Annotated in this window: 26 protein-coding genes; 3 read left to right on the top strand and 23 right to left on the bottom strand. The window is 62.5% G+C overall.

What is annotated here, in order from left to right; genetic code table 11:
• Nucleotides 1-65: 65 nt before the first annotated feature.
• The 4 genes from RPG13_RS03550 to glmM all read right to left on the bottom strand — a co-directional run bounded on the left by RPG13_RS03550 (nucleotide 66) and on the right by glmM (nucleotide 4,787).
• Nucleotides 66-1,241, bottom strand: a complete 1,176-nt coding sequence (locus tag RPG13_RS03550) for a phosphoserine transaminase (RefSeq protein WP_337124412.1) — start codon at nucleotides 1,239-1,241, stop codon at nucleotides 66-68.
• 201 nt (nucleotides 1,242-1,442) lie between these two features.
• Complete coding sequence (locus RPG13_RS03555; RefSeq protein ID WP_126104545.1) at nucleotides 1,443-2,207, bottom strand: outer membrane protein; 765 nt, start codon at nucleotides 2,205-2,207, stop codon at nucleotides 1,443-1,445.
• A 184-nt stretch (nucleotides 2,208-2,391) separates the two neighbouring features.
• On the bottom strand, nucleotides 2,392-3,219 hold the full coding sequence (locus RPG13_RS03560; protein ID WP_127288389.1) for an outer membrane protein: 828 nt from the start codon (nucleotides 3,217-3,219) through the stop codon (nucleotides 2,392-2,394).
• A gap of 215 nt (nucleotides 3,220-3,434) precedes the next feature.
• Nucleotides 3,435-4,787, bottom strand: coding sequence for a phosphoglucosamine mutase (gene glmM, locus RPG13_RS03565; protein WP_128286521.1), 1,353 nt, complete (start codon nucleotides 4,785-4,787; stop codon nucleotides 3,435-3,437).
• A 539-nt stretch (nucleotides 4,788-5,326) separates the two neighbouring features.
• Between glmM and RPG13_RS03570 the strand changes: the two genes are divergently transcribed.
• A complete protein-coding gene (locus RPG13_RS03570) occupies nucleotides 5,327-6,307 on the top strand; it encodes a hypothetical protein (protein WP_442921326.1) in 981 nt (326 codons plus the stop codon).
• Nucleotides 6,308-6,806: 499 nt separating this feature from the next.
• Here RPG13_RS03570 and ftsH read toward each other — a convergent pair whose 3' ends face one another.
• From ftsH to ybgC, 9 genes are all read right to left on the bottom strand, one after another.
• Entirely contained in the window at nucleotides 6,807-8,735 is a 1,929-nt protein-coding gene (ftsH, locus tag RPG13_RS03575) for an ATP-dependent zinc metalloprotease FtsH (RefSeq protein WP_065011263.1), read from the bottom strand.
• Between the two features lie 123 nt (nucleotides 8,736-8,858).
• The gene (gene tilS / locus RPG13_RS03580; protein WP_337124417.1) at nucleotides 8,859-10,256 is read right to left on the bottom strand and encodes a tRNA lysidine(34) synthetase TilS; all 1,398 of its coding nucleotides are present in this window, start codon (nucleotides 10,254-10,256) and stop codon (nucleotides 8,859-8,861) included.
• Between the two features lie 52 nt (nucleotides 10,257-10,308).
• On the bottom strand, nucleotides 10,309-11,433 hold the full coding sequence (gene ybgF, locus RPG13_RS03585) for a tol-pal system protein YbgF (RefSeq protein ID WP_337124418.1): 1,125 nt from the start codon (nucleotides 11,431-11,433) through the stop codon (nucleotides 10,309-10,311).
• A 201-nt stretch (nucleotides 11,434-11,634) separates the two neighbouring features.
• A complete protein-coding gene (gene pal / locus RPG13_RS03590) occupies nucleotides 11,635-12,141 on the bottom strand; it encodes a peptidoglycan-associated lipoprotein Pal (protein WP_095487393.1) in 507 nt (168 codons plus the stop codon).
• A gap of 268 nt (nucleotides 12,142-12,409) precedes the next feature.
• Nucleotides 12,410-13,693 (bottom strand): Tol-Pal system beta propeller repeat protein TolB, encoded by a 1,284-nt coding sequence (gene tolB / locus RPG13_RS03595; RefSeq protein WP_337126978.1) that lies wholly within the window; start codon nucleotides 13,691-13,693, stop codon nucleotides 12,410-12,412.
• A 67-nt stretch (nucleotides 13,694-13,760) separates the two neighbouring features.
• The gene (locus RPG13_RS03600) at nucleotides 13,761-14,918 is read right to left on the bottom strand and encodes an energy transducer TonB family protein (RefSeq protein WP_337124419.1); all 1,158 of its coding nucleotides are present in this window, start codon (nucleotides 14,916-14,918) and stop codon (nucleotides 13,761-13,763) included.
• Nucleotides 14,919-14,925: 7 nt separating this feature from the next.
• Nucleotides 14,926-15,384 carry a protein TolR gene (gene tolR / locus RPG13_RS03605; protein WP_127206219.1) on the bottom strand — a complete coding sequence of 153 codons (459 nt, stop codon included), beginning with the start codon at nucleotides 15,382-15,384 and terminating at the stop codon, nucleotides 14,926-14,928.
• Between the two features lie 9 nt (nucleotides 15,385-15,393).
• Nucleotides 15,394-16,104, bottom strand: coding sequence for a protein TolQ (tolQ, locus tag RPG13_RS03610; protein ID WP_095487401.1), 711 nt, complete (start codon nucleotides 16,102-16,104; stop codon nucleotides 15,394-15,396).
• Between the two features lie 279 nt (nucleotides 16,105-16,383).
• On the bottom strand, nucleotides 16,384-16,857 hold the full coding sequence (gene ybgC, locus RPG13_RS03615) for a tol-pal system-associated acyl-CoA thioesterase (RefSeq protein ID WP_292397808.1): 474 nt from the start codon (nucleotides 16,855-16,857) through the stop codon (nucleotides 16,384-16,386).
• 134 nt (nucleotides 16,858-16,991) lie between these two features.
• Here ybgC and RPG13_RS03620 point away from each other — a divergent pair, with 134 nt between their 5' ends.
• A complete protein-coding gene (locus RPG13_RS03620) occupies nucleotides 16,992-18,242 on the top strand; it encodes a glycoside hydrolase family 5 protein (protein ID WP_337124420.1) in 1,251 nt (416 codons plus the stop codon).
• A gap of 6 nt (nucleotides 18,243-18,248) precedes the next feature.
• Here RPG13_RS03620 and RPG13_RS03625 read toward each other — a convergent pair whose 3' ends face one another.
• From RPG13_RS03625 to RPG13_RS03670, 10 genes are all read right to left on the bottom strand, one after another.
• On the bottom strand, nucleotides 18,249-19,157 hold the full coding sequence (locus tag RPG13_RS03625) for a metallophosphoesterase (protein ID WP_292502169.1): 909 nt from the start codon (nucleotides 19,155-19,157) through the stop codon (nucleotides 18,249-18,251).
• A 123-nt stretch (nucleotides 19,158-19,280) separates the two neighbouring features.
• Nucleotides 19,281-20,318 carry a Holliday junction branch migration DNA helicase RuvB gene (gene ruvB, locus RPG13_RS03630; protein ID WP_337124421.1) on the bottom strand — a complete coding sequence of 346 codons (1,038 nt, stop codon included), beginning with the start codon at nucleotides 20,316-20,318 and terminating at the stop codon, nucleotides 19,281-19,283.
• Nucleotides 20,319-20,361: 43 nt separating this feature from the next.
• Nucleotides 20,362-20,982 carry a Holliday junction branch migration protein RuvA gene (gene ruvA / locus RPG13_RS03635; protein ID WP_292712705.1) on the bottom strand — a complete coding sequence of 207 codons (621 nt, stop codon included), beginning with the start codon at nucleotides 20,980-20,982 and terminating at the stop codon, nucleotides 20,362-20,364.
• Between the two features lie 27 nt (nucleotides 20,983-21,009).
• Nucleotides 21,010-21,429 (bottom strand): type II toxin-antitoxin system VapC family toxin, encoded by a 420-nt coding sequence (locus RPG13_RS03640; RefSeq protein WP_095487409.1) that lies wholly within the window; start codon nucleotides 21,427-21,429, stop codon nucleotides 21,010-21,012.
• Nucleotides 21,407-21,676, bottom strand: coding sequence for an AbrB/MazE/SpoVT family DNA-binding domain-containing protein (locus RPG13_RS03645; RefSeq protein ID WP_126104535.1), 270 nt, complete (start codon nucleotides 21,674-21,676; stop codon nucleotides 21,407-21,409). Before RPG13_RS03645 ends, RPG13_RS03640 begins: the two co-directional genes overlap by 23 nt.
• A gap of 159 nt (nucleotides 21,677-21,835) precedes the next feature.
• A complete protein-coding gene (gene ruvC, locus RPG13_RS03650; RefSeq protein WP_126104534.1) occupies nucleotides 21,836-22,342 on the bottom strand; it encodes a crossover junction endodeoxyribonuclease RuvC in 507 nt (168 codons plus the stop codon).
• Between the two features lie 85 nt (nucleotides 22,343-22,427).
• Nucleotides 22,428-22,958, bottom strand: a complete 531-nt coding sequence (gene rcdA / locus RPG13_RS03655; protein ID WP_337124424.1) for a protease adaptor protein RcdA — start codon at nucleotides 22,956-22,958, stop codon at nucleotides 22,428-22,430.
• Between the two features lie 389 nt (nucleotides 22,959-23,347).
• On the bottom strand, nucleotides 23,348-23,752 hold the full coding sequence (locus RPG13_RS03660; protein ID WP_126104533.1) for a hypothetical protein: 405 nt from the start codon (nucleotides 23,750-23,752) through the stop codon (nucleotides 23,348-23,350).
• Between the two features lie 255 nt (nucleotides 23,753-24,007).
• Nucleotides 24,008-24,778 (bottom strand): sulfite exporter TauE/SafE family protein, encoded by a 771-nt coding sequence (locus RPG13_RS03665; RefSeq protein ID WP_337124425.1) that lies wholly within the window; start codon nucleotides 24,776-24,778, stop codon nucleotides 24,008-24,010.
• A 113-nt stretch (nucleotides 24,779-24,891) separates the two neighbouring features.
• Entirely contained in the window at nucleotides 24,892-25,341 is a 450-nt protein-coding gene (locus tag RPG13_RS03670; protein WP_095487421.1) for an Lrp/AsnC family transcriptional regulator, read from the bottom strand.
• A gap of 133 nt (nucleotides 25,342-25,474) precedes the next feature.
• On the opposite strand from RPG13_RS03670, the gene RPG13_RS03675 reads away from it, so the two are divergent.
• The gene (locus tag RPG13_RS03675; RefSeq protein WP_126104531.1) at nucleotides 25,475-26,404 is read left to right on the top strand and encodes a DMT family transporter; all 930 of its coding nucleotides are present in this window, start codon (nucleotides 25,475-25,477) and stop codon (nucleotides 26,402-26,404) included.
• The last annotated feature ends 103 nt before the right edge of the window (nucleotides 26,405-26,507 follow it).

A 26,507-nucleotide genomic window follows, 5' to 3' on the forward strand; every position in this document is an offset into this window, starting at 1 on the left:
CGTTGAGCTGGGTGGAGGCGACCCCACCCGGCCCTTCGGGCCACCCTCCCCTCAAGGGGGAGGGATCAGGCCGCTGCCTTGAGCGACGCCTTTTGCGTGGCAAAGGCCCAGTCGAGCCACGGCAGCAGCGCTTCGAGGGAGGAGGTCTCGACCGTCGCCCCGCACCAGATGCGCAGGCCGGGCGGCGCGTCGCGATAGGCGCCGATGTCGTAGGCGACGCCTTCCTTGTCGAGCGTCGAGACGATGCCCTTGGCGAACGCCGCCTGGCCGTCGGCATTGAGTGCTGCGACATCCGGGTCGGTGAAGGAAAGGCAGACGGACGTGTTCGACCGCGTCGCCGGGTCGGTGGCCAGATGGCCGAGCCATGCGGATTTGCGGACGAAGCCGTCGAGAACGGCGGCATTGGCGTCGGCGCGGGCAATCAGCGCGTCGAGGCCGCCGATCGACTTCGCCCAACGCAGCGCGTCGAGATAGTCCTCCACGCACAGCATCGACGGCGTGTTGATGGTCTCGCCCTTGAAGATGCCTTCGATGAGCTTGCCGCCCGAGGTCAGGCGGAAGATTTTCGGCAGCGGCCAGGCCGGCTTGTAGCTTTCCAGCCGCTCGACGGCGCGCGGGCTGAGGATCAGCATGCCGTGCGCACCTTCGCCGCCCAGCACCTTCTGCCAGGAGAAGGTGACGACGTCGAGCTTCTGGAAATCGAGCCTTTGCGCAAAGGCCGCCGAAGTGGCGTCGCAGATGGTGAGGCCGCGGCGAGCGGCCGGGATGAAATCGCCGTTCGGCACACGCAGGCCCGATGTCGTGCCGTTCCAGGTGAAGACCACGTCGCGGTCGAAATCGATTTTTGTCAGGTCCGGCAGCGCGCCGTAACCGGCTTCGATCCTGCGCACGTCGGCAAGCTTCAGCTGCTTGACCACATCGGTGACCCAGCCGTAACCGAAACTCTCCCAGGCGACCATGTCGACGCCGCGTTCGCCGAGCAGCGACCACAGCGCCATCTCAACCGCGCCGGTATCCGACGCCGGCACGATGCCGATGCGATAGTCTGCCGGAACCTGAAGTATCTCCCGCGTCAGCTCGATCGCCTGCTCGAGCTTGGTCTTGCCGATCGTGGCGCGATGCGAGCGTCCGAGCGCGGCATTGATCAGCGCCTCGACCGACCAGCCGGGGCGTTTTGCACAGGGACCTGAGGAAAAATTGGGATTTGCCGGACGGAGTCCGGGCTTCGTATGCGTCGTCATCGTGGTCTATCCTTCCAGATAGTGGCCCCTCGTTGGGGAGGGGTGGCCCACGGACGGCGATATGCGTTCAGGCGTCAGGCGTCAAGGGGAAAGTTTTTGTCGCTGGCAGGATACTGGTCACCTGTGGTGAGAATGTCATGGCCTAAAAACACGAACGGCGAACCCGAAGATCCGCCGTCTTGATTGTCGCCTGCGCGGCTCCTACCAGAGGTCGTAACGCAACCCGATCTTGACCTGATGATTGCTGATCCCTTTGCGGATCGGATACGAATCCAGATCCTCTGCGGTGGCATATTCGGCGTCGGGCGCGGAAAAATACTGATAGCCCAGATCAACGGAGACATTCTTGGACACTCGATAGGCAAGGCCCGCATTCAGCGTATAGGCAAGGGAATACTGGGTCTTGTTGTCCTGCAGAACGAAATCGTCGGCGGGGTCATCATTGTCGGTGAAATAGCTCGCCGAAAGCTTGCGCTTGCTCTGGACGACGCCGATACCCGCGCCGAGATAGGGCGTGATCCCGACATAGGTGCCAAGATCGACATAGCCATTGAGCATGCCCGAAAAGGCGTAGTTCTCCAGGGATGCTGATGCCACGGTCGCCTCTGCCGCAATCGCTGAATCGTCATAGCCGACGCCAATCTCGTTGCCGGGCAGATAGCCGAGATTGAGGTCGGCACGCAGATAGTCGTTGAAATGGTAACCGAAGCCGATGCTGGCAAAGATCGGATCTTCTTTGTCGCTGAAGCTCGCCGGCGTGAAGGCGAAATCCTCATTTTCGAAGCTCTCTTCCGGTAAATAAGCGACATCGCCGCGCAGATACCATCCCGAACCGACTTCGACCGGCACGTAGTCCGGCGCCTGGTCGACATAGATCGGCGGGTCGTAGTCGGCGCCGAGTGCCTGCGACAGCGGCGTCAGGGCGATTGCTGCAAGCGCCAGCGCTATGCGCGATTTGACTGTCATGATCCGGCTCCCGAAGGTGGCGCCATCGCAATCGCAAGCGCCGTTTGAGAGCATTGTTAACCATAGTGGTTAAGTGGCGGTTAAGGATAACAGGACGTTAGCGAATTGATTTTGATGAGCTTCCCGACACAAACGAAAACCGCCCGGCTTTGCCGGGCGGTCCGCAAACCTGCTGTCGAAGCGATTACTTGGTGTAGACCGGTTCGGGTTCATAGGCGATCGGTTCCGGCTGGGCGCAGCCGGAGTTGCCGAACTGATAGCGCAGACCGCCGCGCACTTCGTGCACATTGATGCCCTTGTCATGTCCGGGACCGACATCGCTGGCGAAGTCGAACATCTTGCCGCCTTCGATATGGCTGAAGCGGTAACCGAGATCGAGCTTGACGCGATCGGTCAGGCAGTAGGAGGCGCCCGCCATCGCCGCATAGGCAAAGCGCCAGCCCTTGCCGCCGCTATGCTCAAACGTATCGTCGTCAATGGTGTTGTGCAGCTTGTCCCACTTGACCCAGGCGCCGCCGATGCCGGCGCCGACATAAGGCGTGATGCCGTGCCAGGTGCCGATATCGACATAGGCATTGGCCAGGAGCAGCAGCGCCGTATAAGACGACGTGTCGGTCGAAGTGCAGGGGTTGATGCCGCAGAAGCCGCTGGTCGAGCCGCGGAAATCGGATTTGCTCATCCAGTCCGCGGTCAGGTCGGTGCGAAAATGCTGGTTGATCTGGTAACCGACGCCGGCACCGGCCGAGAAGGCGCTCTCCAGCTTGCCGCTGTCGAAGCGGCCGGTACCGGGTGTGTCACCGTAGGTGATGTAGTCGGCGCCGCGAAACTTCGACCAATGATAGTCGATGTCGCCGCGAATGTACCAGCCGCCATATTCGGCCGGCTGCTCGTAGACGGCCGGTGGCGGGGCCGGCTCGATCACGGGCGGCTCGACGAAGTCGGCGGCGAACACTGGTCCGGCTACGCCCGCGAACAGCGCGGCAAAGAGGGCCATTCTTGCTGTATTGAACATGCTTGTCACCCCTGAGAACCCTCGGCACAGCGAACGCGTCCGAATGTGATTGGCTTCAGTCGTGGATAATGAATTGGAAAAGTTAAAAGGCGTTTAACCGTATCGCTTAACCATGAATCTCTAGAATTCGAGGAAACTACGGGCAGCGTTGACCTGCAACCCAACGAAAAAGCCCGCCGGAAGGCGGGCTTTTCAGACCAGCAAAAGCTGCAGGATCAGGCGGCGCTGCGCGTTTCTGAAATGATCTCGACGATGTCGTTGACGACGGCCTCGACCAGCTGCTGGTCGTCGCCTTCCGCCATGACGCGGATGAGCGGCTCCGTGCCGGATGGCCGGATGACCAGGCGTCCGGCCTTGCCCAGGCGGTGGCGTGCATCTTCGATCGCCGCCTTGACCGGGGCTTCCTCAAGCGGCTTGCCGCCGGAAATGTGGACGTTCTTCAGAAGCTGCGGCACCGGCTCGAACTTCTTCGACAGTTCGCTGACCGGCCGGTTCTGCCGCTTGATGCAGGCGAGCACCTGGAGCGCCGAGACCAGGCCGTCGCCGGTCGTGGAAAAATCGGACAGCACGATGTGGCCAGACTGCTCGCCGCCGACATTCAGGCCGTGCGCACGCATGTGCTCGACGACATAGCGGTCGCCGACCTTGGTGCGGTGCAACTGCAGGTTCATGTCGCCGAGGAAGCGTTCGAGGCCGAGATTGGACATCACCGTCGAGACGACGCCGCCGCCGGCCAGCCGTCCGCTCTGATGCCAGGACTCGGCGATCAGCGCCATGATCTGATCGCCATCGACGATCGCGCCATTCTCGTCGACGATGACGACGCGGTCAGCGTCGCCGTCGAGCGCGATGCCGATATCGGCGCGCACTTCGTGCACCTTCTTCTGCAGGCCGGCCGGATGGGTCGAGCCGCACTCCTTGTTGATGTTGAAGCCGTTGGGCTCGACATTGATGGCGACGACCTCGGCGCCGAGTTCCCACAGCGCCTCGGGCGCCACCTTGTAGGCAGCGCCATTGGCGCAATCGACGACGATGCGGAGGCCGGAAAGCGACATCGATCGCGGCAGCGTGCGTTTGGCGAATTCGATATAGCGGTCATGGACGCCGTCGACGCGCTTGGCGCGGCCGAGCCCGTCCGAATCGGCGAGCGCCAGCTCGATATCCTTGTCGAGCATCCCCTCGATACGCTCCTCGATCTCGTCGGAGAGCTTGTAGCCATCCGGGCCGAACAGCTTGATGCCGTTGTCATAGTAAGGATTGTGCGAGGCCGAGATCATCACGCCGATGTCGGCGCGCAACGAGCGCACCAGCATGGCGACTGCGGGCGTCGGAATCGGGCCGAGCAGGAACACGTCCATGCCGGCGGCGCAGAGGCCCGACACCATCGCATTCTCGATCATGTAGCCGGAAAGTCTGGTGTCCTTGCCGAGCACGACGCGGTGGCGATGATTGCCGCGCTGGAACGAAAGGCCAGCGGCCATGCCGACCCTCATGGCGATCTCCGCCGTCATTGGAAACCTGTTGGCGCGCCCGCGAATGCCGTCCGTGCCGAAATAACTTCCTGCCATGCTAGTCAGCTTCCCGATGGTTCTTTCCCGGCACGTCATGCCACAAATTGGCCCGAGCCCTATCATCACAATGCATGATTATATGCCTCCAATCCTTAGAAAATTGTTGTTTTGTGTGTTTTGTGTCACGCCACTGTATTGATTTTCAAGTTCCCTGCTCTGATTGCGGCAGCAGCGTTCAGGAACTTCAACTCAAACCGCATCTGGATTCTTGATGTGTGTCAGTATGGCTTTGAATTCGGAATCCGCGCGTCGTTCTGCTCCAGACCGAGGTGAATTCAGGATCCGCCGCACCAGCCGGTTCGACTGGCTGTCATGCGAGGCAGTCTCCTGACTGCGAACCGCTATATACGCGCTCTCCGTGCAAATGCACCCGGAAAAACTTGGCTGCGAGACAGCGCCCGGCAACGATTTCATCACCTTATCGGAAAGAATACACTTTCCGGCACTTTTTACGCTACTTGGCATCTAGCGCAACCAGCCGTTGAGCGCTATTGATTTGCTGGGACATATCATGAACCGCTGTAGGGAGAAAATGCATGCTCATCCATCGACTTGCCACTTTGACGGGTCTTGCCGTCGTGACCTTGTTCCTGGCGGCGCCTGCCAATGCGCTGACCATGGCCGAGTGCAGCACCAAGTATAACGCGGCAAAGGACGCCGGAACACTTGGCGGACAGAACTGGAATCAGTTCCGCAAGGCAGAATGCGGCACGGACGCTAGCGCCACGGCAGAACCCGCCAAGACGACGACCAAGGCGGCAGCGGCCACTGGCGATGACGCCGCGCCGGGCCTGACGGCGAAAGAGTGCAGCACCAAGTATCAGGCAGACAAGGCCGCCGGCACACTGAACGGCCTGACCTGGAACCAGTATCGCAAGACTGAATGCACCGCCGGCGCTACCGCTGCGGCAGCACCGGCCGCGGCAGCACCGGCTGCGACGGCAGCGGCCACTGATGACTCGGCACCGGGCCTGACGGCGAAAGAATGCAGCACCAAATACCAGGCTGCAAAGGCTGCCGGCACGCTGAACGGCATGAAGTGGAACGACTTCCGCAAGAGCGCATGTGCCGCCGGCGCCAGCGCTACGGTAGAACCGGCCGCAGCGACGACCAAGGCAGCGGCAACTGCTGACGCCGGCAAAGGCCTCAGCATGGCGGACTGCAGCGCCAAATATCAGGCGGCCAAGACCGGCAACACGCTGAACGGCATGAAGTGGAACGACTTCCGCAAGAGCCAGTGCGGTGCTGGTGCATCCGACGACGACACCGTGCCGGCTGCCGATGAGGCGAGCTACACCAGCGACCCGGAAACACCGACCGTCACCGCTCCCCAAGGTGTGAAGTTTCCGAAGGCGATCTCCCAGAAATATAGCACCGAGACCCCGGCCAAAGGCCGTATGCATACCTGCCTCGATCAGTACTACGCCAACAAGGACGCCAACGCGCTGGGCGGCCTCAAGTGGATCCAGAAGGGCGGCGGCTTCTACAGCCTGTGCAATGCCGCGCTGAAGAGCTGATAGATAGCAGCATCTGAACGAAAGCCCGCGAACCGCAAGGTTCGCGGGCTTTTTTGTTCGCCGCTTCAGGAGAGGCCACTCTTGCGTTGCAAGGAGGCGCCATCGACGACGCTGCCAATCTCCCCCCTCGTGGGGGAGATGCCCGGCAGGGCAGAGGGGGCGCGAAGGATCGCTGCTTTCATTCTAGTTTGGATTCCTCGCCTCCCCGAAAATGGGGAGAGGTGGCTCGGCGAAACCGAGGCGATGAGGGAAATTCGAACTAACAGCCAGAGTGAAGTTCGCCCTAGCCCCAGATACCGGCGGGACAGTGCCCCCTCTGTCCTGCCGGACATCTCCCCCACGAGGGGGGAGATTGGCCGCCACACCGGCTTTCGCCGATCGCCAACGTTGCAGGTCGGGTACAGGTCGCGGACAATTCCGCAGTCCTCCCCACCTCCTGAACAAAAAACGCCGCGGTCCAAGCCGCGGCGTTTTCGAAATCAACCTCTTGGGCCGGACCCTAGCTTGACGGCTGGGGCTCCATGCCGCCTTCGGGCTCCGGACCCTTCTTGCGTCGGCTGCCGGACTTCGGCACGGCCGAGCCACGGCTCGGCGGCGTGTCGTCGCCGAGATCGCGGGCGGGCTTGTGGCCGGCGATCAACTGCTTGATCTCCTCGCCCGACAGCGTCTCGTATTCCAACAGCCCCTGCGCCAGCGCGATCCATTCCTTCTTCTTCTTGGTCAGGATGGATTTTGCCGTCGAATAGGCCTCGTCGATCAGCCGGCGCACTTCGGCGTCGATGATCTGCGCCGTCTCTTCCGAGACGTTCTGCGTGCGCGCCACCGAATGGCCGAGGAAAACCTCTTCCTGGTTGTCGCCATAGGCGACGTGGCCGAGCTTGTCGGAGAAGCCCCAGCGCGTGACCATGGCGCGCGCCAGCTTGGTCGCCTGCTCGATGTCCGAGGACGCGCCCGAGGTGATGTTCTCCTTGCCGAACTTGAACTCCTCGGCGACGCGGCCACCCATCATGATGGCGAGGCGCGAGATCATGTATTTGTAGCTCATCGAATAGCGGTCGCCTTCCGGCAACTGCATGACCATGCCAAGCGCCCGGCCGCGCGGAATGATGGTCGCCTTGTGCAGCGGATCGGCCGACGGCACGTTCAGCGCCAGGATGGCGTGGCCGGCCTCGTGATAGGCGGTGAGTTCCTTCTCGGCCTGGGTCATGGCCGACGAGCGGCGCTCGGCGCCCATCATGATCTTGTCCTTGGCGTCCTCGAACTCGGCCATGGTGACAAGGCGCTTGTTGCGCCGTGCTGCCATCAGGGCGGATTCGTTGACGAGGTTCATCAGGTCGGCTCCGGAAAAGCCCGGCGTGCCGCGTGCGATCACCTTGAGGTCGACATTGGGCGCCAGCGGCACGTTGCGCACATGCACCTTCAGGATCTTCTCGCGGCCGACGATGTCGGGGTTCGGCACCACCACCTGGCGGTCGAAACGGCCGGGCCTGAGCAGCGCCGGGTCGAGCACGTCCGGTCGGTTGGTGGCGGCGATCAGGATGATGCTTTCGTTGGATTCGAAGCCGTCCATTTCGACCAGCAACTGGTTCAGCGTCTGCTCGCGTTCGTCATTGCCGCCGCCGAGGCCGGCGCCGCGATGGCGGCCGACCGCGTCGATTTCGTCGATGAAGATGATGCAGGGCGCATTCTTCTTGGCCTGGTCGAACATGTCGCGGACGCGGCTCGCGCCGACGCCGACGAACATCTCGACGAAGTCCGAGCCGGAGATGGTGAAGAACGGCACGTTGGCTTCACCGGCGACCGAGCGGGCAAGCAGCGTCTTGCCGGTTCCGGGAGGGCCGACAAGCAGCACGCCGCGCGGAATCTTGCCGCCAAGCCGCTGGAACTTCTGCGGATCACGCAGGAATTCGACGATCTCCTCCAGATCCTGCTTGGCTTCGTCGACGCCGGCGACATCCTGGAAGGTGACGCGGCCATGCGCTTCGGTCAAAAGCTTGGCCTTCGACTTGCCGAAGCCCATGGCGCGGCCGGAGCCGGACTGCATCTGGCGCATGAAGAATATCCAGACGCCAAGGATGAGGATCATCGGCAGCCAGGAGATGAGATAGCCGAACAGCGAATTGGAGCCGTCGGATTCAGGGCGCGCATTGATGGTGACGTTCTTGTCCTGCAGCCTCGAAACCAGCGACGGATCGCCAGGCGAATAGGTCTGGAAGCCGGTAGAGGTGTCGGTATAGGTACCGGAAATGCGGGCACCCGCGATGGTCACCGTCTTGACCCGGCCGGCCGCGACATCCTGCAGGAACTGCGAATAGGGGACATCGCTCGCCGCTCCGCGCGTCTGCGGCGTCTGGAACAGATTGAAGAGAGCGATGAGCAGGACCGCTATGATCGCCCAGAGCGCGAGATTGCGATAATTCGGATTCATCAATTGTCCCGTTGGCGTCCGCTGGCGGACACGCGTCGTGAGAGGAAACTTGGGTCTAACATAGGGATGGCGTCCTCCCTTGCCAAGCAGAACAGCATGTCGCGGTTAAGCTTTCGCCCATCATCAACCGGCAGTGTGGCCGCTGAAAGGCGCGGCAGGGAGGAGCGGCGCGCCGATCAGCGCGGCGACAGTTCCGGCCGGCGCCAGGTCGAAGGACGGCAGGAAGCGGGCAAAAGGTGCGACGACCGGACATGCCGCCATTCGTGGCAAGGCCGGACTGTCCTGCACCGGACTAAGGCTTTCGCCAAGAGGTCCACTTGAGCGCCACAACGCCGGCTCGGCCGCCAGGGCCGCGCGGACAAGGCTTGGCGGCGCGCCGTCTTCGGCAATTTCTCGTTTTGCGGCACGAGCCGCGCCGAGCGGCGCGATCAAAAATGCACCTGGCTCGTCGCCCAATGTGATCCTCCGGCGGCCGTCCCAGAGAGCATTGTCCACGGCAGGAGCAGCGGGCGGCAGGTTGCGGGTTTCGCGACGCAGGAAAATGCCGGCACGCCGTGCATCGACCACCGTCCGCGACAATGTGGCGCAAAACGGGTTAGCATAAAATGGCATCACGCAAGATGGCCTGGGCCTCAGCCGGGCAAACAGCGCCTCGCTGCGAGCCTGGTCGGGCAGAAAGGCAACGCCGCCGACAGTCGCCAGCAGGATGCGCAGCGCATAGACGGCCGCGAGGTCGTCGCCGGCCGTCGCAAAACCCGGATCGAGACGGATAAGGCCATCGGCGGGCCTGCTGGCAAAGCCACGGATCAACGCGGCCGCGCGATGGCCAAGCTGTTCGCGCTCCACGGCAGCCCGTGCGGCCAGCGCCATCGCGTCTTCCTGCGCACCATTGCCATCGGCAAGTGCTGCGCGGATGCGCGACCGCTCGAAAGCCTCGTCGTCATTGGTCGGGTCTTCGGCCCAGCCGACGTTCGCGCGCCGCAGGACTTCGCGCAGCGCCGCACGCCGTGTGCCGAGAAGCGGCCGTGCGATCCAGATCCGCCAGTCGTAAAGGGTTGCGGGCGCCATGCCGGCAAGGCCTCGCCCTGCCTCTCGCGGCCCCTCCTGGCGCGCGTGCCGCATCAGCACGGTCTCGGCCTGGTCGTCGGCAGTGTGGCCGGTCAGGATGAGGCCGATGCCCTCCGCCTGCGCTGCCTCGGCCAGCAGCCGGTAGCGCGCCTTTCGCGCGGCAGCCGGCAGGCCGGTCGACGGCTTGCGCCCGGACCAGACCATGATGCGGTGGGCAATGCCGCGCGCGGCGCAAAGCCTGGCCACGGCTCGCGCTTCCGCTGCCGAGCCCGGCCGCAGATTGTGGTCGATCGTCACAGCCAGCAATTTCGTTGCGGGCGCGCTACGGTCGAGGTGATCTTTGAGGAGAAGGAGAAGGGCGGTCGAGTCGCTGCCGCCGGACACGGCCGCAACAGCGCCGTTGGTAAAGTCGATCTTCGAAAAAACCGAAAGATCAGGCTCGGTTTCGAGCATCAATGCATGTCGCCCAAAAGTGGGTCCGGGGCAACGACATGCAAGAGAAAAACTAGCACGCCGCGAGCGCCCTTTCCTGTTTGACACGTTCCTTGAGCGTGCCGGAAACGTTAGGATAGCGCTTGCCGATCTCGCCGAAAGTGGCGCAGGCCACGTCGCGCTGGTTCAATCCGACCAGCGACACGCCGAGCTTCAGCAGCATGTCGGGAGCCTTCTTGGCCTTCGGATAGTCCTTGCTGGCGGCGAGGAAAGTCTCGGCCGCGTCGCGGTATTTCTGCTGCCCGAGTAGCGACTCACCCAGCCAGTAATGCGCGTCCGCCGCCTTGGCGTCCTTGGGGAAGCGGGCGATGTGGTCGCGAAAGCCCTGTTCGGCAGTGCTGTAGTCGCCCGACAAGATGAACTGGTAGGAGTTGCGGTAAAGTTCCTCCGGGTCGTCGGTGGCAGGCAGCGCCGCGACCACCGTATCGTCGGACTTGCCGGCCTGCGTTCCAGTGGCTTGGTCGCCGGCGGCTTGATCGTTAGTGGCTGGGGCGGTGTTCTGCGCCGGTGCATGGGCCTGGGTGTTGCCGTCGGCGTCGACCACATTGCCGTTCTTGTCGACGGTGATGGTGCCGAACGTCTTCGGCGGCGTGCCCGGGATCACCTTGCCGGGTTCGCCCGTCGGCGATTCGACGATGACGTCCTCGCCCTGGGCGCCGGCGGGCGGTGTGCCCGCATCGGCCGGGGCGTGCGTCGCCGGAGCCTCGGCGACGCTGCTGTCGGTGTTGGTGGTGGCGTCCGACTTTTTCTGCTCCGCTGGTTGCGGCGCGCCTTGCGAACCGCCTTCCAGCTGCTGGAAGCGGAACTCGTTGTCTTCCTGCTGCTTGCGGATCTGCTCCTGCATCTGCAGGACCTGGAAGTTGAGTTCCTCGATCTTGCCGTTCATTTGCCGGAGCTGCTCCTGCAGTGCGGTAGTGCCGGTGCCATCCTGTGCGTACTGAACCGGATCCGGCTTCTTCTTTTCACCGAAAATGCCCGGCTTTTCACCGAAAATGCCGAGCGTCGGCAGGCGGAAGGAAAAGCCGCTTTTTTCTGCAGGTTGCTCGTTGCCGCTTGCCCCGGTACCGGCAGCAAGTGCGGCGACGCTTGATACGAGCAGCAGCGCAAGCGTGCCGCTCAAGACCGATCTGAAATGCATGTGCCTCTCGCCGTGAAATTGTTACCTGTTGCATGCCTTCCGATCGGAGTGGGACCGTCAGGCGCCTTGGCTCTTAGCAGGACGCAGGACTTCGGCCAAATTTTGTTTCAAGTCTCATATCCGGGTGCCGGACATGAAAAAGGCGGCCGTCGCCGCCTTTCGCACATATGTGTTGCATTTCTGCCGATCAGGAATTGCCGATCAAGAACCGGCGCCGCTGAGCGTGGTGACGGCGCGGCGGTTCTGCGACCAGCAGGAGATGTCGTCGCAAACCGCGACCGGACGCTCCTTGCCGTATGAAATAGTCTTCAGGCGCTGGCCGGAAACACCCCTGGCGACGAGGAAGTCGCGGGTGGCGGCGGCACGGCGGGCACCGAGCGCCAGATTGTATTCGCGCGTGCCGCGCTCGTCGGCATGGCCTTCGATGACGATGGCATACTGCCCATACTGGTTCAGCCACTGCGCCTGGCGCGAAAGCGTCGTCTGCGCGTCGGCGCGGATCGAGGACGAATCCGTGTCGAAGAAGATGCGGTCGCCGATGTTGACGGTGAAGTCCTGGGCCGATCCGGGCGTTGCCGCGCCGGCGCCGCTGAGGCCGAGATCGGCGGCGCTGTTCGGGGTCTTCTTCGAGGCGCAACCGGCGATGGCGAGCGACGCCACCAGCGCGATCATCACCGGGTTTCTGGTAAGTGCTGCGATACGGCCCATGCCGCCTCTCCTTCGCAATTCGAGTGATTTCGTTGATCGTCCAGTAACCACGTTTGGGTTAACCGGCGTTCAAGAAACACGGTTAAAATTTGGTTTCGGCTGCCGTCCGCAGCCGTTTTGCCAGGGGCCGCCCAAGGGGTCCACAATGTGCGCGGACCGTAGGCGGAAATGCGGCTAAAACGCGACCAAGCCGTGGAAAGGAGTGAATTGAAGAGTTGAGGAATGCCGTTTTCTTCATCTCTTCAATTCTTCATTTCTCCAATTCCTCTCACTCGAGCAGCGGCGACCAGGCCGGGTCCGACGCGAAATTCGCAGTCGGGATCGACTGTTCGTTGCGGCCGGTGAGATCGACCGAAACGAGTTTCGGCCCGCCGGCTGAATCGCGGAAGAACATCAGCACCCGGCCGTTGGGCGCCCAGGTCGGCCCTTCCTGCTGGAAGCCGGTTGAAAGGATGCGCTCGCCTGAACCGTCGATGCGCATGACGCCGATCTGGAATTCACCGGCAGTCTGCTTGGTGAAGGCGATCAGATCGCCGCGCGGCGACCACACCGGCGTCGAATAGACACCGTCGCCGAAGGAGATGCGGGTCTGGCCCGAACCGTCGGCGCCCATCACATAGATCTGCGCGCGGCCGCCGCGGTCGGAGGTGAACACCACCTTGCTGCCATCAGGCGAATAGGACGGCGAGGTGTCAATGGCCGCCGAATTGGTGAGCCTGGTCGTCGAGCGGCTTCTCAAATCCATGGCGAAAATGTTGGAATTGCCGTCGTCGCGTAGCAGGCTCATGATCACCTTCTGGCCGTCGGGCGAGAAGCGCGGTGCAAAGGTCATGCCGGGAAAGTCGCCGACCAGCTCGCGCTGCCCGGTCTCGATCTGCAGCAGATAGACCTTCGGCTGGCCGCTTTCATAGGACATGTAGGTGATTTCCTGCCGGTTCGGCGAGAAACGCGGCGTCAGCACGATCGACTTGCCGTTCGACAGGTAGCGGACATTGGCGCCGTCCTGGTCCATGATGGCGAGGCGCTTCTTGCGCGCATTCTTTGCGCCCGATTCGTCGATGAAGACGACGCGCGTGTCGAAATAGCCCTTCTCGCCGGTCAGCCGCTCATAGATGGCGTCGGCAATGATATGGGCGACGCGCCTTGTATTGGCATCGTTGGCGAAGAACTGCTCGCCCGACATCTGCTGACCGGCAAAGGTGTCCCACAGCCTGTACTGGGCGCGGACGCGGCCGTCGGCCTCCTTGCTGACGCTGCCGGTGACCAGCGCCTGGGCATTGATCACCTTCCAATCCTCGAAGCGGGGCGTGGCATCCGGGTTCGAGATCTTTTCGATGAAGGCGCTCTTGTCGATCGGCGCGAACAGGCCCGAGCGTTTCAGGTCTGCGCTGACGATGCCGGAAATCTCCGCGCCCAGCGCATCGCCACCCTGGAAATCGGTGATGGCGATCGGCAGCGGCTCGACATTGCCTTTGTTGACGTTGAGCTCAACGAGCGCCCACGCCGGCAAGGTGGCGACAGCAGTCGTGCCCAGCGCCATCGCTACGATCATCAGGAGCGGCTTGAGGATGGATTTCATGTCTTCTCGCTTCTCTTCAATGATTTTGGGGGCGCCCAGCCTATAGGCCCAGCATCTCTCTCGGATCGAAAGTGACCCGAACGTCGGCCCAGATGTCTTGTTTGCCTGCGGGAACCTGCAGGCCGGCCACATCGCATTTCTGAACCGCGCGCACGGCACTTTCGTCGAACGGGCGGTTTCCGCTCGATTTTTCAACGGATGGCCGGCCATCCAGCTTGCCTGAGGCGTCCAGGTTGAACCGGACTACGACGATGAAATTCTCCGAACCCTCGAGCCCCGCCGGCAGCGTCCAGCAACCACCAAGCTGGGCCTCCAATGCTCCCTGCTCCGACCTTGAAAGCTTCTGGCCCTGATCCTTGTCGCCACCGAGCGATGCCTGTTGGGTCGAGCGCTTGGCGCCGCCGCCGGACGGCTTTCGCTTGTCGAGCAACGCGGAAATCTCGTCGGCGTTGAACTGCTTGTCTTCCGACTTCGGCTTGGACGAGGCCTCCTTGACCGGCTTGTCGGCGTCCTTGCGCTCCGGCGCCTTGGCGCTTTCGGCCTGGGCCGGCTGCGGCTTCGGCCGCGCCTGCGGGGCGGGCGCAGAGTCCGGAAGCTGCGTCGTCTCGGTGGGCTGCTCTTTCGTTATTGCTTCGGCGACGGCGTCCGGCTTGACCTCGGGCTGCGGGTCGATGGCGGCGGTCTTGTCCTGCGGCGGCGTCGGTGCCGGCTCTTTGGCCGGTGTCGGCTTAGGCTCCGCCTGCTTGACTGGCTCCGGCTTCACCTCTTCCTTCGGCTGCGGGACCGGTGCGACCTCCGTCGCAGGAACAGGCTTGGGCTGCTCCTTCGGCTTCGGCACGTCCTCCGGCTTCGGCTTCTCTTTCGGCGTGGGCGCGGGCGGTGGTGCGGCGGCCAGATCGACCGGGTTGGGCTTGGCTTCCGGCGTTATCGGCTTGTCGGTGTCGACGCTGTTCTCGCCGACCTTCTGGGCATCGGGAACGATGTCGGGGCGCTGTGTCGGCACCGGCGCCGGCTTCTCGTGCATCACGGCCTTCTTGTCGCCTTGCAGAATCTGCGCGGTTGCTTCTATCGGCACGATCTCGACCGACACCGATTCCACGTCGGACGCGGGCATGGCAGGCGGCGACGACAGCGTGAACAGCCCGAAGGCCAACGCTGCCGTATGCAAGATCACCGATGTGGTGAGGCCCGTCCTCATCTTGCGTCTACTGATCCTGTTCCTGCAGCGAAACCAGGCCGATGTTCTTGTAGCCGGCGGCCGAGATGCGGGCCATCACCTTCATGGCGGTGCCGTAGTCCGTCAATTTGTCGCCACGGATGAAGATGCGCTCATCATAGCCGGTCTTGGATATCGCCTGCAGTTTCGCCACCAGCTCCTCGATCGGGATTTCGGTCTCCTGGAGATATATCTGGCCGGTGGAGTTGATCGAGACGGTGATCGGCTGCGTGTCGACATTCATCGCCTTGGCCTGCGTGTCCGGCAGGTCGATCGGCACGCCAACCGTCAGCAATGGTGCGGCGACCATGAAGATGATCAGCAGCACCAGCATCACGTCGACCATCGGCGTGACGTTGATTTCCGATATCATCGCGTGATGGCGGCCGCGCCGCCTGTGGCCACGACCACCGCGTCCTCCACCACCCGCGCCTACAGACATTCCCATGATTGTTCCTCAGGTCTTCTGCGCGACTTTTTCATCGATTTGGCGCGAGAGTATGGCGGAGAACTCGTCCGCAAACCCCTCCATGCGCACGGCGATCTTGCTCGCGTCCGATGACAGCTTGTTGTAGGCGATGACGGCGGGGATGGCCGCGAGCAGGCCGATGGCGGTGGCCAGCAGCGCTTCGGCAATGCCGGGTGCGACCACCGCCAGGCTGGTATTCTTGGATGCGGCGATCGCCTGGAACGAGGTCATGATGCCGATCACGGTACCGAACAGGCCGATGAAGGGCGCTGCCGAGCCGGTGGTGGCGAGAAAGCCAAGCCGTCCTTCCAGTTTTTCCATTTCGCGGGTCAGCGCCAGGTCCATCGCCTTGTCGATGCGATTCTGCAGGCCAAGCGGCGATTTCGCGCCCTTCTCGAAGCTCTTCTTCCATTCGCGCATGGCGGCGACGAAAATGGCGCCCATGCCGGTGGTCTTGCGATCTGCGAGCGTGCGATAAAGCTCTTCCAGCGACTGCCCGGACCAGAACACCTGTTCGAAGCGATTGAGCGCGAGCCGCATGCGGCCATAGGCGACGAGCTTGTCGACGATGATCGCCCAGGTCCAGATCGAGGCGCAGAGCAGCCCGATCATGACCAGCTTGACCACCCAGCCAGCCTGCATGAACAGCGCCCAAATCGACAAATGCGCGCCCGGTTCGGCGAGTGCGATATTTTCCATGGTTACGTCCTTAAGATTTTCCGGGCACGGCTGGCGGCTGGCCCATGGGCATCCCTTGTGGTCCGTTCGCGCAAAGCTTCCGGAATAACCCCAAAATGCACCGTTGGCGGCCTTTTCGGGGCAAATGTTGGTGAAAGGAAGGCGCTGGATTCCTCCAATCTTCACCACTCTCTTCATGAACCGTTATGGTTAAGGATGGGTTAGGACGTACAGCGCGGCGCATTGCCGCGCCTTGGGCCGGCCGCCAGGCATCGTCAGCGGATCATCGGCGTCAGTAATTTATCCATTTGCCTTGGGCATGAAGGCCGCGATCCATTCCTTCGGAAAACGTCTTGGCCGGCCATTCTCGCCGATGATCGCCGCCTCGACCCGCGCCTCGACCAGCACCTCGCCACCGCGCTTCAGCTGCTGCGCCATGAAGATGCGGGCGCCCGAAATGTCCTCGGTGCGCGTCTCGATGGTCAGGATGTCGTCCATGCGGGCGGACCCGCGAAAGTCGATCTCCATGCGCCGCACCACCCAGACTATTCTTTCGCCATGCTTGCCGTTGGCGAGCTCGGTGTGATGGACGCCGGCAAGCCTGAGATAATCGGAACGGCCACGCTCGAAGAATTCGAGATAGCGCGCGTGGTAGACGACGCCGGAGAAATCGGTGTCGGCATAATAGACCCGCGCCATCAGCCGGTGGCCGAATTCCGTCAGCGCGCCGGAAAGCCCGGCGCCGAGCGCCGCCGATTCACCATGATCGTCCATCGCGCTTTCCTTTTTGGGCCTGACCGGGCACCTAAAGCGCGACGCGCTTTAGGTAGTTGTTTCCGTGCGTGTCGTTGTCCCAAAGCCGCTACACACTTTTTGGGCGACACTCATTAGCTTGGCGCATGAACCCGATGGCACTGTTGACGGCGATGATCAAGACCTTGATGGCGGCGCTGCTTGTGCTGACCGCGCTGGCGCTGCCGGGCCAGGCGGCGAGCTTTTCGGTGAAGCGCGGCCTCAATCTCGACCAATGGACGACTTGGCCGAGCGAGGACAAATGGGGCGACCGGCAGGCAATCCTGCCCTATCCGGAATGGCGCAAGTTCCTTGGCGATGATGGCCTCGAGGCGCTGAAGGGCGCCGGCTTCGATTTCCTGCGCATGCCGGTCGATCCGTCGCCGTTCCTGTCGGACGAGACGGCGGCGCTGCGCGACGAGCTCTATGCCAGCGTGCTGGACTCGGTGCGGATGATCAATCGCGCCGGCTTGAAGGTGATCGTCGACATGCATCTGATCCCCAGCGGCAGCAGCCGCAAGATCGGCATGGGCGAGGTGATGGACGAGCCGAAAACCTTCGAAGCCTATGTCGAAATGGTGCGCAAGATGGCGCGCACGCTGGCCGATGAGGATCCGCGCCAAGTCGCCTTCGAGCCGATGAATGAGCCGGTCGTCGACTGCGACAGCGACGTCACCAGCCTCTGGCCGGAGCGCCAGCAGAAACTGTTCGCGGCTGCGCGTTCGTCGGCCACCAAGCTCACCCTGATCCTGACCGGCGCCTGCTATTCCAATGCGGCATCGCTGGCAAAGATCGATCCGAAGGCGATCCCCGACGACAACATCATCTGGACCTTTCACTCCTACGAGCCGTTCCTGCTGACCCACCAGGGCGCGACCTGGGCCGGCGACTTCATCCCCTACGTGACCGGCCTGCCCTATCCGCTCAGCGCCGTCCCGCGCGCCCAGCTGGATGCTACGCTCGATACGATCCGGGCAAGGATCAAGGCCGAGGCGCCATGGGCGCGGCAGAGCGGTCTGCTTGCCTATCTCGACGAGCAGGTCGCCAGCATGGACACGGATGAGAAGCTGCTCGCTGTCATGGACACGCCGTTCAAGACTGTCGAAGCCTGGGCGAAGGCCAATGGGATAAAACCGGAGAACATCACGCTCGGCGAGTTCGGCATGATCCTCCAGGAATACGGCAATGCCTATGTGATGCCGGCCAAATACCGCGCCGCTTATGTCAGGGACATGGTCGCGCGCGCCGAAGCTCATGGCTTCTCTTGGTCGGTCTGGAGCTATGGCGGCGCCTTCGGCATCGTCGACGCTTTTGACAGAGAAAAAGCCGAGCCGGATGTGATGGAGATGATCAAGTCGCTTCATTGAAGCGGTTCAGGCTGAACCCAGCTCGATCGAAAGAATCTCTGGGCGCACCCCAAAACGCACCGGCAGGATGCTGAAGCCGAGCCCTCCGGAGACGATCAGGTTGCGGCTCTCCTCCACGACATGGCCATAGGCAAAACGGTTGCCGAAGCGGGATGGCACGACCGGAGAATAGCCGAGCAACCGCACCTGTCCGCCATGGGTATGGCCTGAAAGGGTCAACGATACCCGTGACGGGACCTTCGGGAATATATCCGGCTCATGCGCGAGCAGGATAACGGGAGCCTTGTCGCTCACCTTTGCCAGCGTGCCATGCAGGTCGTCCAGTCCTTTGAATCTGCTGCGGCCCCAGGCTTTGCCCGGCCGCAGCGCAAGTTGGTCCGCAAGCCCGGCGACCCAGAAGCCATGCCCGTCCTTTTCAAGGCGGACGACATCGTTTTCTAAGACCGGGATACCGGCGCTCTCGAGCGCCCTGCGCGCCACCGTCGGCCCCAACCCGGCCTTTTGCGCGGAAAGGTCCTCCCACCAGTCGTGATTGCCAAGGATCGACCACACGCCGAGCGGCGCCTTCAGATCGGACAAGGCCGGCGCCCATTCGGAGGAATCCACCCAGTCCGTCACCAGGCGTGTGCCGGATGCATAGTCGCCAAGCAGAACAATCAGATCCGGCTGCAGGGTGTTCGCCCGTTCGGCAAGCGACCTAATCCGCTCCGGCGTCATCCATGGCCGGCAAGCATGAATATCGGCGAGAGCGACAACGCGAAGCCGCAATCCTGCAGGCCAGTTTGGCGGCGTCAATGCATAGCGCTTTACATGCGTCAGCAACATCGGCTCCAGGCCAACCGCATAAGCGCTGAGCGAAACGGCCGATAAGAACGAACCGCCGATGAGGCGCAGGAAGCCACGTCTGGTGATCATCGCTCAGCTCCGTTGTTCGTGGGATCGACGGTCCCACAGCGCGAGGCGTTAGAGCCCGCAAATGCGCCGGCAAGCTGACCGGGATTAGGAGATTTTGCGCAGGAACAACGAGCCGCGGGGGCGCTACTCTTCTTGGAACAGGCTGATCTGCTGCTGCGCCAGATCCTTCGGCGCGTCGAGTCCGAGATGCCGCCAGGCATTGGCGGTCAGCACGCGGCCGCGCGGCGTGCGCTGAATAAAACCCTGCTGGATCAGATAGGGCTCTATGATGTCCTCGATGGCATCGCGCGGCTCGGAGAGCCCTGCAGCGATGGTCTCGATGCCGACAGGCCCGCCGCCAAAATTCCGCGCGATCATCGAGAGATAGCGGCGGTCGAGCGCGTCGAGGCCGAGTGCATCGACCTCGAGCCGCGTCAGCGCCTCGTCGGCGATCTGGCGATCGACATGACCGTCGCCGGCGACGGAGGCAAAATCGCGCACGCGGCGCAACAGCCGGCCGGCGATGCGCGGCGTGCCGCGTGCCCGCCGCGCGATCTCCAGCGCGCCATCGTCGCCGAGCGGCATGGCAAGGATGCGGGCGCCGCGCCGCACGATCTGCTCCAGTTCCTCGACCGAGTAGAAATTGAGACGAACCGGAATGCCAAAACGGTCGCGCAGCGGATTGGTCAAAAGACCGAGCCGGGTGGTTGCGGCGACCAAGGTGAAGCGGGCAAGATCGATCTTGACCGAGCGCGCCGCCGGCCCTTCGCCGATGATCAGGTCGAGCTGGAAATCCTCCATCGCCGGATAGAGGATTTCCTCGACCGCCGGATTGAGCCGATGGATCTCGTCGATGAACAGCACGTCGCGATCTTCGAGATTGGTGAGCAGCGCTGCGAGATCCCCAGCCTTGGCGATGACCGGACCGGAGGTCGAGCGGAAATTGACGCCGAGCTCGCGCGCCATGATCTGCGCCAGCGTCGTCTTGCCGAGGCCGGGCGGGCCGACGAACAGCACGTGGTCGAGCGCCTCGCTGCGGCCCTTGGCGGCCTCGATGAACACTTTGAGATTGGCCCGCACCGCCGCCTGGCCGACGAACTCGCCGAGCGTCTGCGGCCGCAAGGTCTGCTCGGCATCCTCGCCGCGCTTGTCGGGAGCAATGAGGCGTGTCGAAAGGCTCATGCCGCCTTCCTTGCACAGGGCAGGGAGCTGGACAAGCGTAGACTCACCGCGCCAGTTCCTTCAGCCCGAAGCGGATCAGCTTCGACGCATCCGCATCCTCACCAGCGCTTTTCAGCGCCGCCGCCACCGCGTTGGCGGCGGTATCGCGCGAATAGCCGAGATTGACCAGCGCCGAGACGGCGTCGGTGATCGGCGCCGGCGCGACGCCTTCGCCGAGCTCCTGCTTCAGGCCGATGGTGCCGGAGGCAGTGCCCGCGTAGGCCGGCGCCTTATTCTTCAGCTCGGTGACGATGCGCTCGGCCACTTTTTTGCCAACGCCCGGCGCGCGGCTGACCATGGCAATATCACGTAGCGCGATGGCATTGGCGAGATCGGCCGGCGCCAGCGTCGACAGGATGGCCAGCGCCACCTTGGCGCCGACACCCTGCACATTGCTCATCAACAGCCGGAACCACTCGCGCTCGAGCACCGACTGGAAACCGTAGAGCCGCAGCATGTCCTCGCGCACATAGGTCTCGATGAACAGCACCACCGCCTCGCCGGGTGCCGGCAAAGCGGCAAGCGTGCGCGCCGAGCAGTGGGCGACATAGCCGACGCCGTGCACATCGACGATGCAGAAATCCTCGTCGATCTCGTCCAGCGTGCCCCTGAGCTTGCCGATCATGCCAAGGCTCTCATGGATGCAAGGCCCTCATGGATAGGTTTCCGGAGACATGATGTCGAGGTCCGGGAAGTAGCTGCGATAGCGCGCGGCATCGCGTGTCAGCAGACGATGTCCCGCAACGACGGCGTGGGCTCCAATAAAGAAATCCGGCAGCGTTCGTTCGCGGAGCCCCCCTGCGCGGCGATAGCGGGAATGCGTGACGCCGGCAAGGAACGCCGCTTCCCATGGCAAGAGTTCGCGATCCATCTTGAGCGTCTCGACTGCTTTACGAAGTGCGGCTTCCGTCGCTATCAGCGGCGCGAGTTCGGACCAGACGATTGTGTTGATAACGAGTGCGCCATCGCGCCGGCATGCGGTGATCGCCGACGCCGACCACTTCGTCTCCCGTCCGGCAGGACCCCAAACGTCGATCAGGACATTTGTGTCAATCAATGTCGAGATCTTCACGTGGACCCCTCAGCCACTCGATGTACTCGTCTGCCGTCATCCCTCCCAGATCCAGCGTGCCGGCCATCTGATCGAGCAGCCGGCTGAAGCTACGGGAAGCCTCCTCTTCGGAAATGTTTTCGTTGACCGCAACGACACGAACTCCATCGTCAGTGGGCAAGAACTCCACCTCCGAGCCTGGGCCGATGCCCAGGCGATCCCGTATCTCTTTCGGGATCGTCACCTGTCCTTTGGTTGTCACCCGCATGGTAATACCTCTCAGGTATTACTTATTGCCAACCCTGAGAACAAGTCAAGAACAAACTTATCGTATCGTTCCGAAATCGGAATCGATTTTCGGAAAGCACGATGCGTAGATTCAAAGTGCTAGAACGTGCTTTGTGCGTCCAAATGGACGCTCGTCGCTCTAGGCGAGCGCCATCCTATAGGCAACACTCTGCCGGTGATGCGCATGGCAGATGGCAATGGCCAGCGCGTCGGCGGCATCGTCGGTATCGAAAGTCGCCTTCGGCATCAGCACCTTGACCATCATGTGGATCTGCTTCTTGTCGCCATGACCGACGCCGATCACCGCCTTCTTGACGGCGTTGGGCGCATATTCGGCAACGACCAGGCCTGCCCGCGCCGGCACCAGCATGGCGATGCCGCGCGCTTGGCCGAGCTTCAGCGTCGCTGCCGCATCCTTGTTGACGAAAGTCTGCTCGACCGCCGCCTCGTGCGGCATGGCGGCATGCAGGATCTCGGCGAGCCCATCATGCAACTGGCAAAGACGCGTCGCCAGCGCCGCCTTGTCGTCGGAACGCACGGTGCCGGAGGCGACGAAGCGCAGCGAATTGCCGAGGCTCTCGACGATGCCCCAGCCGGTGCGCCTCAGCCCCGGATCGATGCCGATGATGCGAATCGCTTCCCCCATCCGCCAAGTCTACCCCTAGCGGACAGCGATGCCAGCGAAATGTGAACAAACCAGAAACAGGCTCTCGCTACACCCGAGCAGCCTGTTAGCCGCGGGCGAAAGCCGTGTTGAGCAGCGTGATCTGGTCGGAAACCGGATTGACGCGGCGGCCGGATGGCGACACGTCAGGCACGGCGCTGCCGTAGATTTCCTCGTCCATGCGACGCACCAGCGCCTGCAGGCGCAGCGAACGGTTGATGAGGTCAAGAAAATCCTTGGGCAATTCGACCCAGCCTGCGGCATCGTTGTTGGCGGAAGCGGTGTCGAGACGCACCTTGGATTTTTCGGAAGCAACCTGATCGCGGGTCATCTCTCCGGAATTCGCCGCACGCTGCAAGAGCAGCCAGGAAGCGACCTGCATCAGCCTTGTGGTCAGTCGCATCGACTCGGCCGCATAGAGCGTCGCCGCCAGCCTGGACAATTTCTTCGCCTCGGCCCGGCCCTTGCCGTCCAGATATTCGGCCGCCTGCTCGACCAGGCCCATGCCTTCCTGGTAGAGCGGCTTGAAGGATTGGGAGAAAACCCGGCGCTCCGCCAGCTTGATGGTTTTCGCGCTTCCCTTCGAAGTCTCGTTCATCGATACGCCCTGCACTTGCCTTACAGCCGGCCGAATCGGCGTCATCGCCGTCACGTCCTGCACCCTATATGACCGAGGCTTGAAAATGCGCTTCGGAGCGGGTGAAGGCAAGCACATGTTTAACAAACGGTTAACGGCGGCGCAGACGCCCGGGCAATCCGGATTGCGGGCAAAAAAAGAGCCGCGGATAAGGCGGCTCTCAGGAGTTTAACAGGGAGGCGTCAAACAAAGTGGCTCCAACCACTCGGTAAGAATCCAGATCACTGGATGCACATAGTAAACGCCTGTAAAGCTTAATGAAGCCTTAACGGCGCGGATATTTTTTGAGCTAGCGCCGCCCGCCTGTGCCGTAACAGCACATGCTCAGGCCCGGGCTCAACCCTTTGGGCTCAGGCCTTTTGCGCCTCAGGAAGCCGCTCGGCTTTCCAAACCACCGGCAGTGCGATGTAGGCAAACAGCAGCAATCCCGCGTAAAAGCCCATCGAGGACGTTGCCACCAGTGGCTCGATCGCCGGGTTTCCGCCAAGCATGATGTAAAGGCCGATCAACAGGCCGATGCCACTGATTGCCGTCAACCAGAAATGGACAGTAGCGAGCGTCTTTTGCCCGACTGCCGGAAACAGATGGTAAAAGAAGGCGAACACCGCCGACATCAGCCATCCGGCCACCATGATGTGGGCGTGGGTCGGCATCTGCGCATGGTCTTTGCTGATCGCCATCTCAAGGCCAAGCGCCATCCCGAACATCGCGTAGATGACGGCCAGCGTGAAGAAATTTCGTGCTACCTTTTGCATAGTATCCCCCGATTTGCCTTTTCCCGTTATGGGAATGGGTTGAATTCAGGCGGTCGACCCGCCACCGGGGTCCCCGGCATCGGCGCATTAGCATCGGCAATGTTTCTGGACGATGTCGCGTGGCGCCCGACCCTTCCCGGCGCTGTCAGAATAGCAGAAAACAGCGTGACGCGCTTGCGCAATCGTTGAACGATGCCGGTGCCGAGTGCCGCCCGAACTTTGCCGTGAAGCTGACGGCAACTCGGCCACGGCGATCTATAGAAGGCCGGCGATCCCGTCCCACAGAAGCTTGACCGCGACGACCGCCACGGTCGCGTAGGTGAAGGGGTAGAACAGTTCCGGCCGCATCCGCCGCACCAGCCAGGCGCCGGCGATGGTCGAAAGCGGCGCCAGCGGTACCAGAACCGCCGACGCGGTCAGGTTGGTGGTGTCGAACTGTCCGAGCGCGAAATAGGGGATGAGCTTCAAAGCATTGGTGGCGGCAAAGAAGATTGCGGCGGTGCCCGACAGCACTTTCGGATCGAGCCGGATCGGCAGCGCATACACTTGGAATGGTGGGCCGCCGACATGGGCGACGAAGCTGGTGAAGCCGGCGACCGTCCCCCAGAAAGCGGCAGCGGCGCGGTTGGGCTCGGCTGAGTGGTTTGCACCGTGCCGCATCTGTAGATAGACCCAGCGAAGCACGAAGATAATCGCCACGGCGCCGACGATCAGCCGCACCATTTCCGCTGTCACCAGCGCCGCGGTCAGCCAGCCGAGGCCGATGCCGATCACCGCGCCTGGCATCATGTCTATAAGCATCTTGCGGTCGTAGACACGCCACCATGTCCACACCGAGACGATGTCCATCAGGCACAGTATAGGCAGCAGGATGGCGGCGGCCTGCACCGGCGGCATGCCCAGCGCCATCAGCGGCACGCCGACGAAGCCGACCGCACCGCCAAAGCCGCCCTTGGACAGACCGACCAGGATGACGGCTGGAATGGCGGCGGCATAGAACCACGGATCGAGAAGCAGGCCTGACATCGGAGGGGAGCAGTTGGAGGGAAGGTCGGGCTCTGGAATAGACCAGAAATGGTCACGCCGCGACCGCAAAATACGAACGCAATGCGCCTGAGCCCGTCAGCCGGCGGAGCCTGTCAGATGTTTGGCATGTCGAGCGGTGGCGGGCGCCTCCGGATCGGCTGCGCCTTGATGATGGCTGTGCTGGTTTCGGCCTTGTCGGCGATACGGTCGAGGAGCTTGTCGAGATCGCCGATCGAGCGCACGAACAGCCGGGCAACAAAGCAATCGTCGCCCGTCACCTTGTCGCATTCGCCAAACTCCGGGATCTCCTCGATCAGCTTCTGGACGATATGCAGCTTGCCCGGCAAGGGCCGGATGCGAACGATCGCCTGCAAGGTGTAGCCGAGCGCTTGGGGATCGATCTCGACGGTGAAAGCCCTGATAACGCCGCGATCCTCGAGACGTCGGAGCCGCTCCGAAACGCTTGGCGACGACAACCCGACCTGCTGGGCCAACTCCTTCAGCGAGGTTCGTGAATCCCGGATCAGGATGTCGAGAAGCTTTTTGTCCAGGTCGTCCAGCATTTTACGATCCTCAATCGAAAACGAGATTTGCCTCACTTAATTAGGCAAAGCAGGGATAACACCTTCTGCAAATCATGGAAAGCGCCGGAACCATGTGAGATTATCAAGTCTCAACAGATCTCAGGGGTATTTCATGGACAGCACGGTGCGTGGCACGATCGAAATGACGGCCGCAATGACGATCCTGGGCACGATCGGATGGTTCGTCGTCATGTCGGGCCAGCCCATCATGGACGTCGTCTTCTGGCGCTGTGCCTTCGGCGCGATAACGCTGCTGATCATCTGCGCTGCCTTGGGGCTGCTGCGCGGCAGGCTGTCACTGCGCATCGTGGCGATCGCGGCTCTGGGGGGTGCTGCCATCGTCGTCAACTGGCTGCTCCTGTTCAGCTCGTTTTCCCGCGCCTCGATCTCGATCGCCACGGCTGTCTACAACACGCAGCCCTTCATGCTGGTCGGCTTTGGCGCGCTCTTCTTCTCAGAGCGGCTGACCATGACAAAGCTGGCCTGGCTTGGCATCGCCTTTGCCGGCATGCTGCTGATCGTGCAAGGCTCGCCTGATGCCGGCTCCGATGCAGGCCCCAATACAGGTAATGTCGGCACGGATTATTTTACCGGTATCGCGATGGCGCTGGGTGCGGCTTTCTTCTGGGCCGTCGCCGCCATCGTCACCAAGAAGCTCAAAGGCACGCCACCGCACCTGATCGCCCTGATCCAGGTCTGCGTCGGCGTCGTCATGCTGGCACCCTTCGCCAATTTTTCCCAACTTCCCGCCGATGCGTGGAGCTGGAGCATGCTGGCGACGCTTGGCGTCGTCCATACCGGTCTGATGTACATCCTGATGTACGGCGCCATTCAGAAACTGCCGACGCATCTGCAGGGGTCGCTGTCCTTCATCTACCCCGTGGTCGCGATCCTGGTCGATGTCGTCGCCTTCGGCCACCGGCTGCATCCGGCCCAGATCGTCGGCGCCGCCGCCATCCTGATCGCCGCCGCCGGCATGAATCTTGGCTGGACGCTGTGGAAATCGAAGACCCCAGCCGGGAGCACTCAGGCAATCAAGTGAGGCAAGAACGTCGCCGGACGACAATCCTGCGCCAATGATCCTGCCCCGCCCGCCTGTTCAAGGCCGGCACTTTGCTCTATGCCGCAATGCAACCATCTTCGCC

It is taken from the genome of Mesorhizobium sp. ISC15, from assembly GCF_037162615.1.
Classification (GTDB): Bacteria; Pseudomonadota; Alphaproteobacteria; order Rhizobiales; family Rhizobiaceae; genus Mesorhizobium; species Mesorhizobium mediterraneum.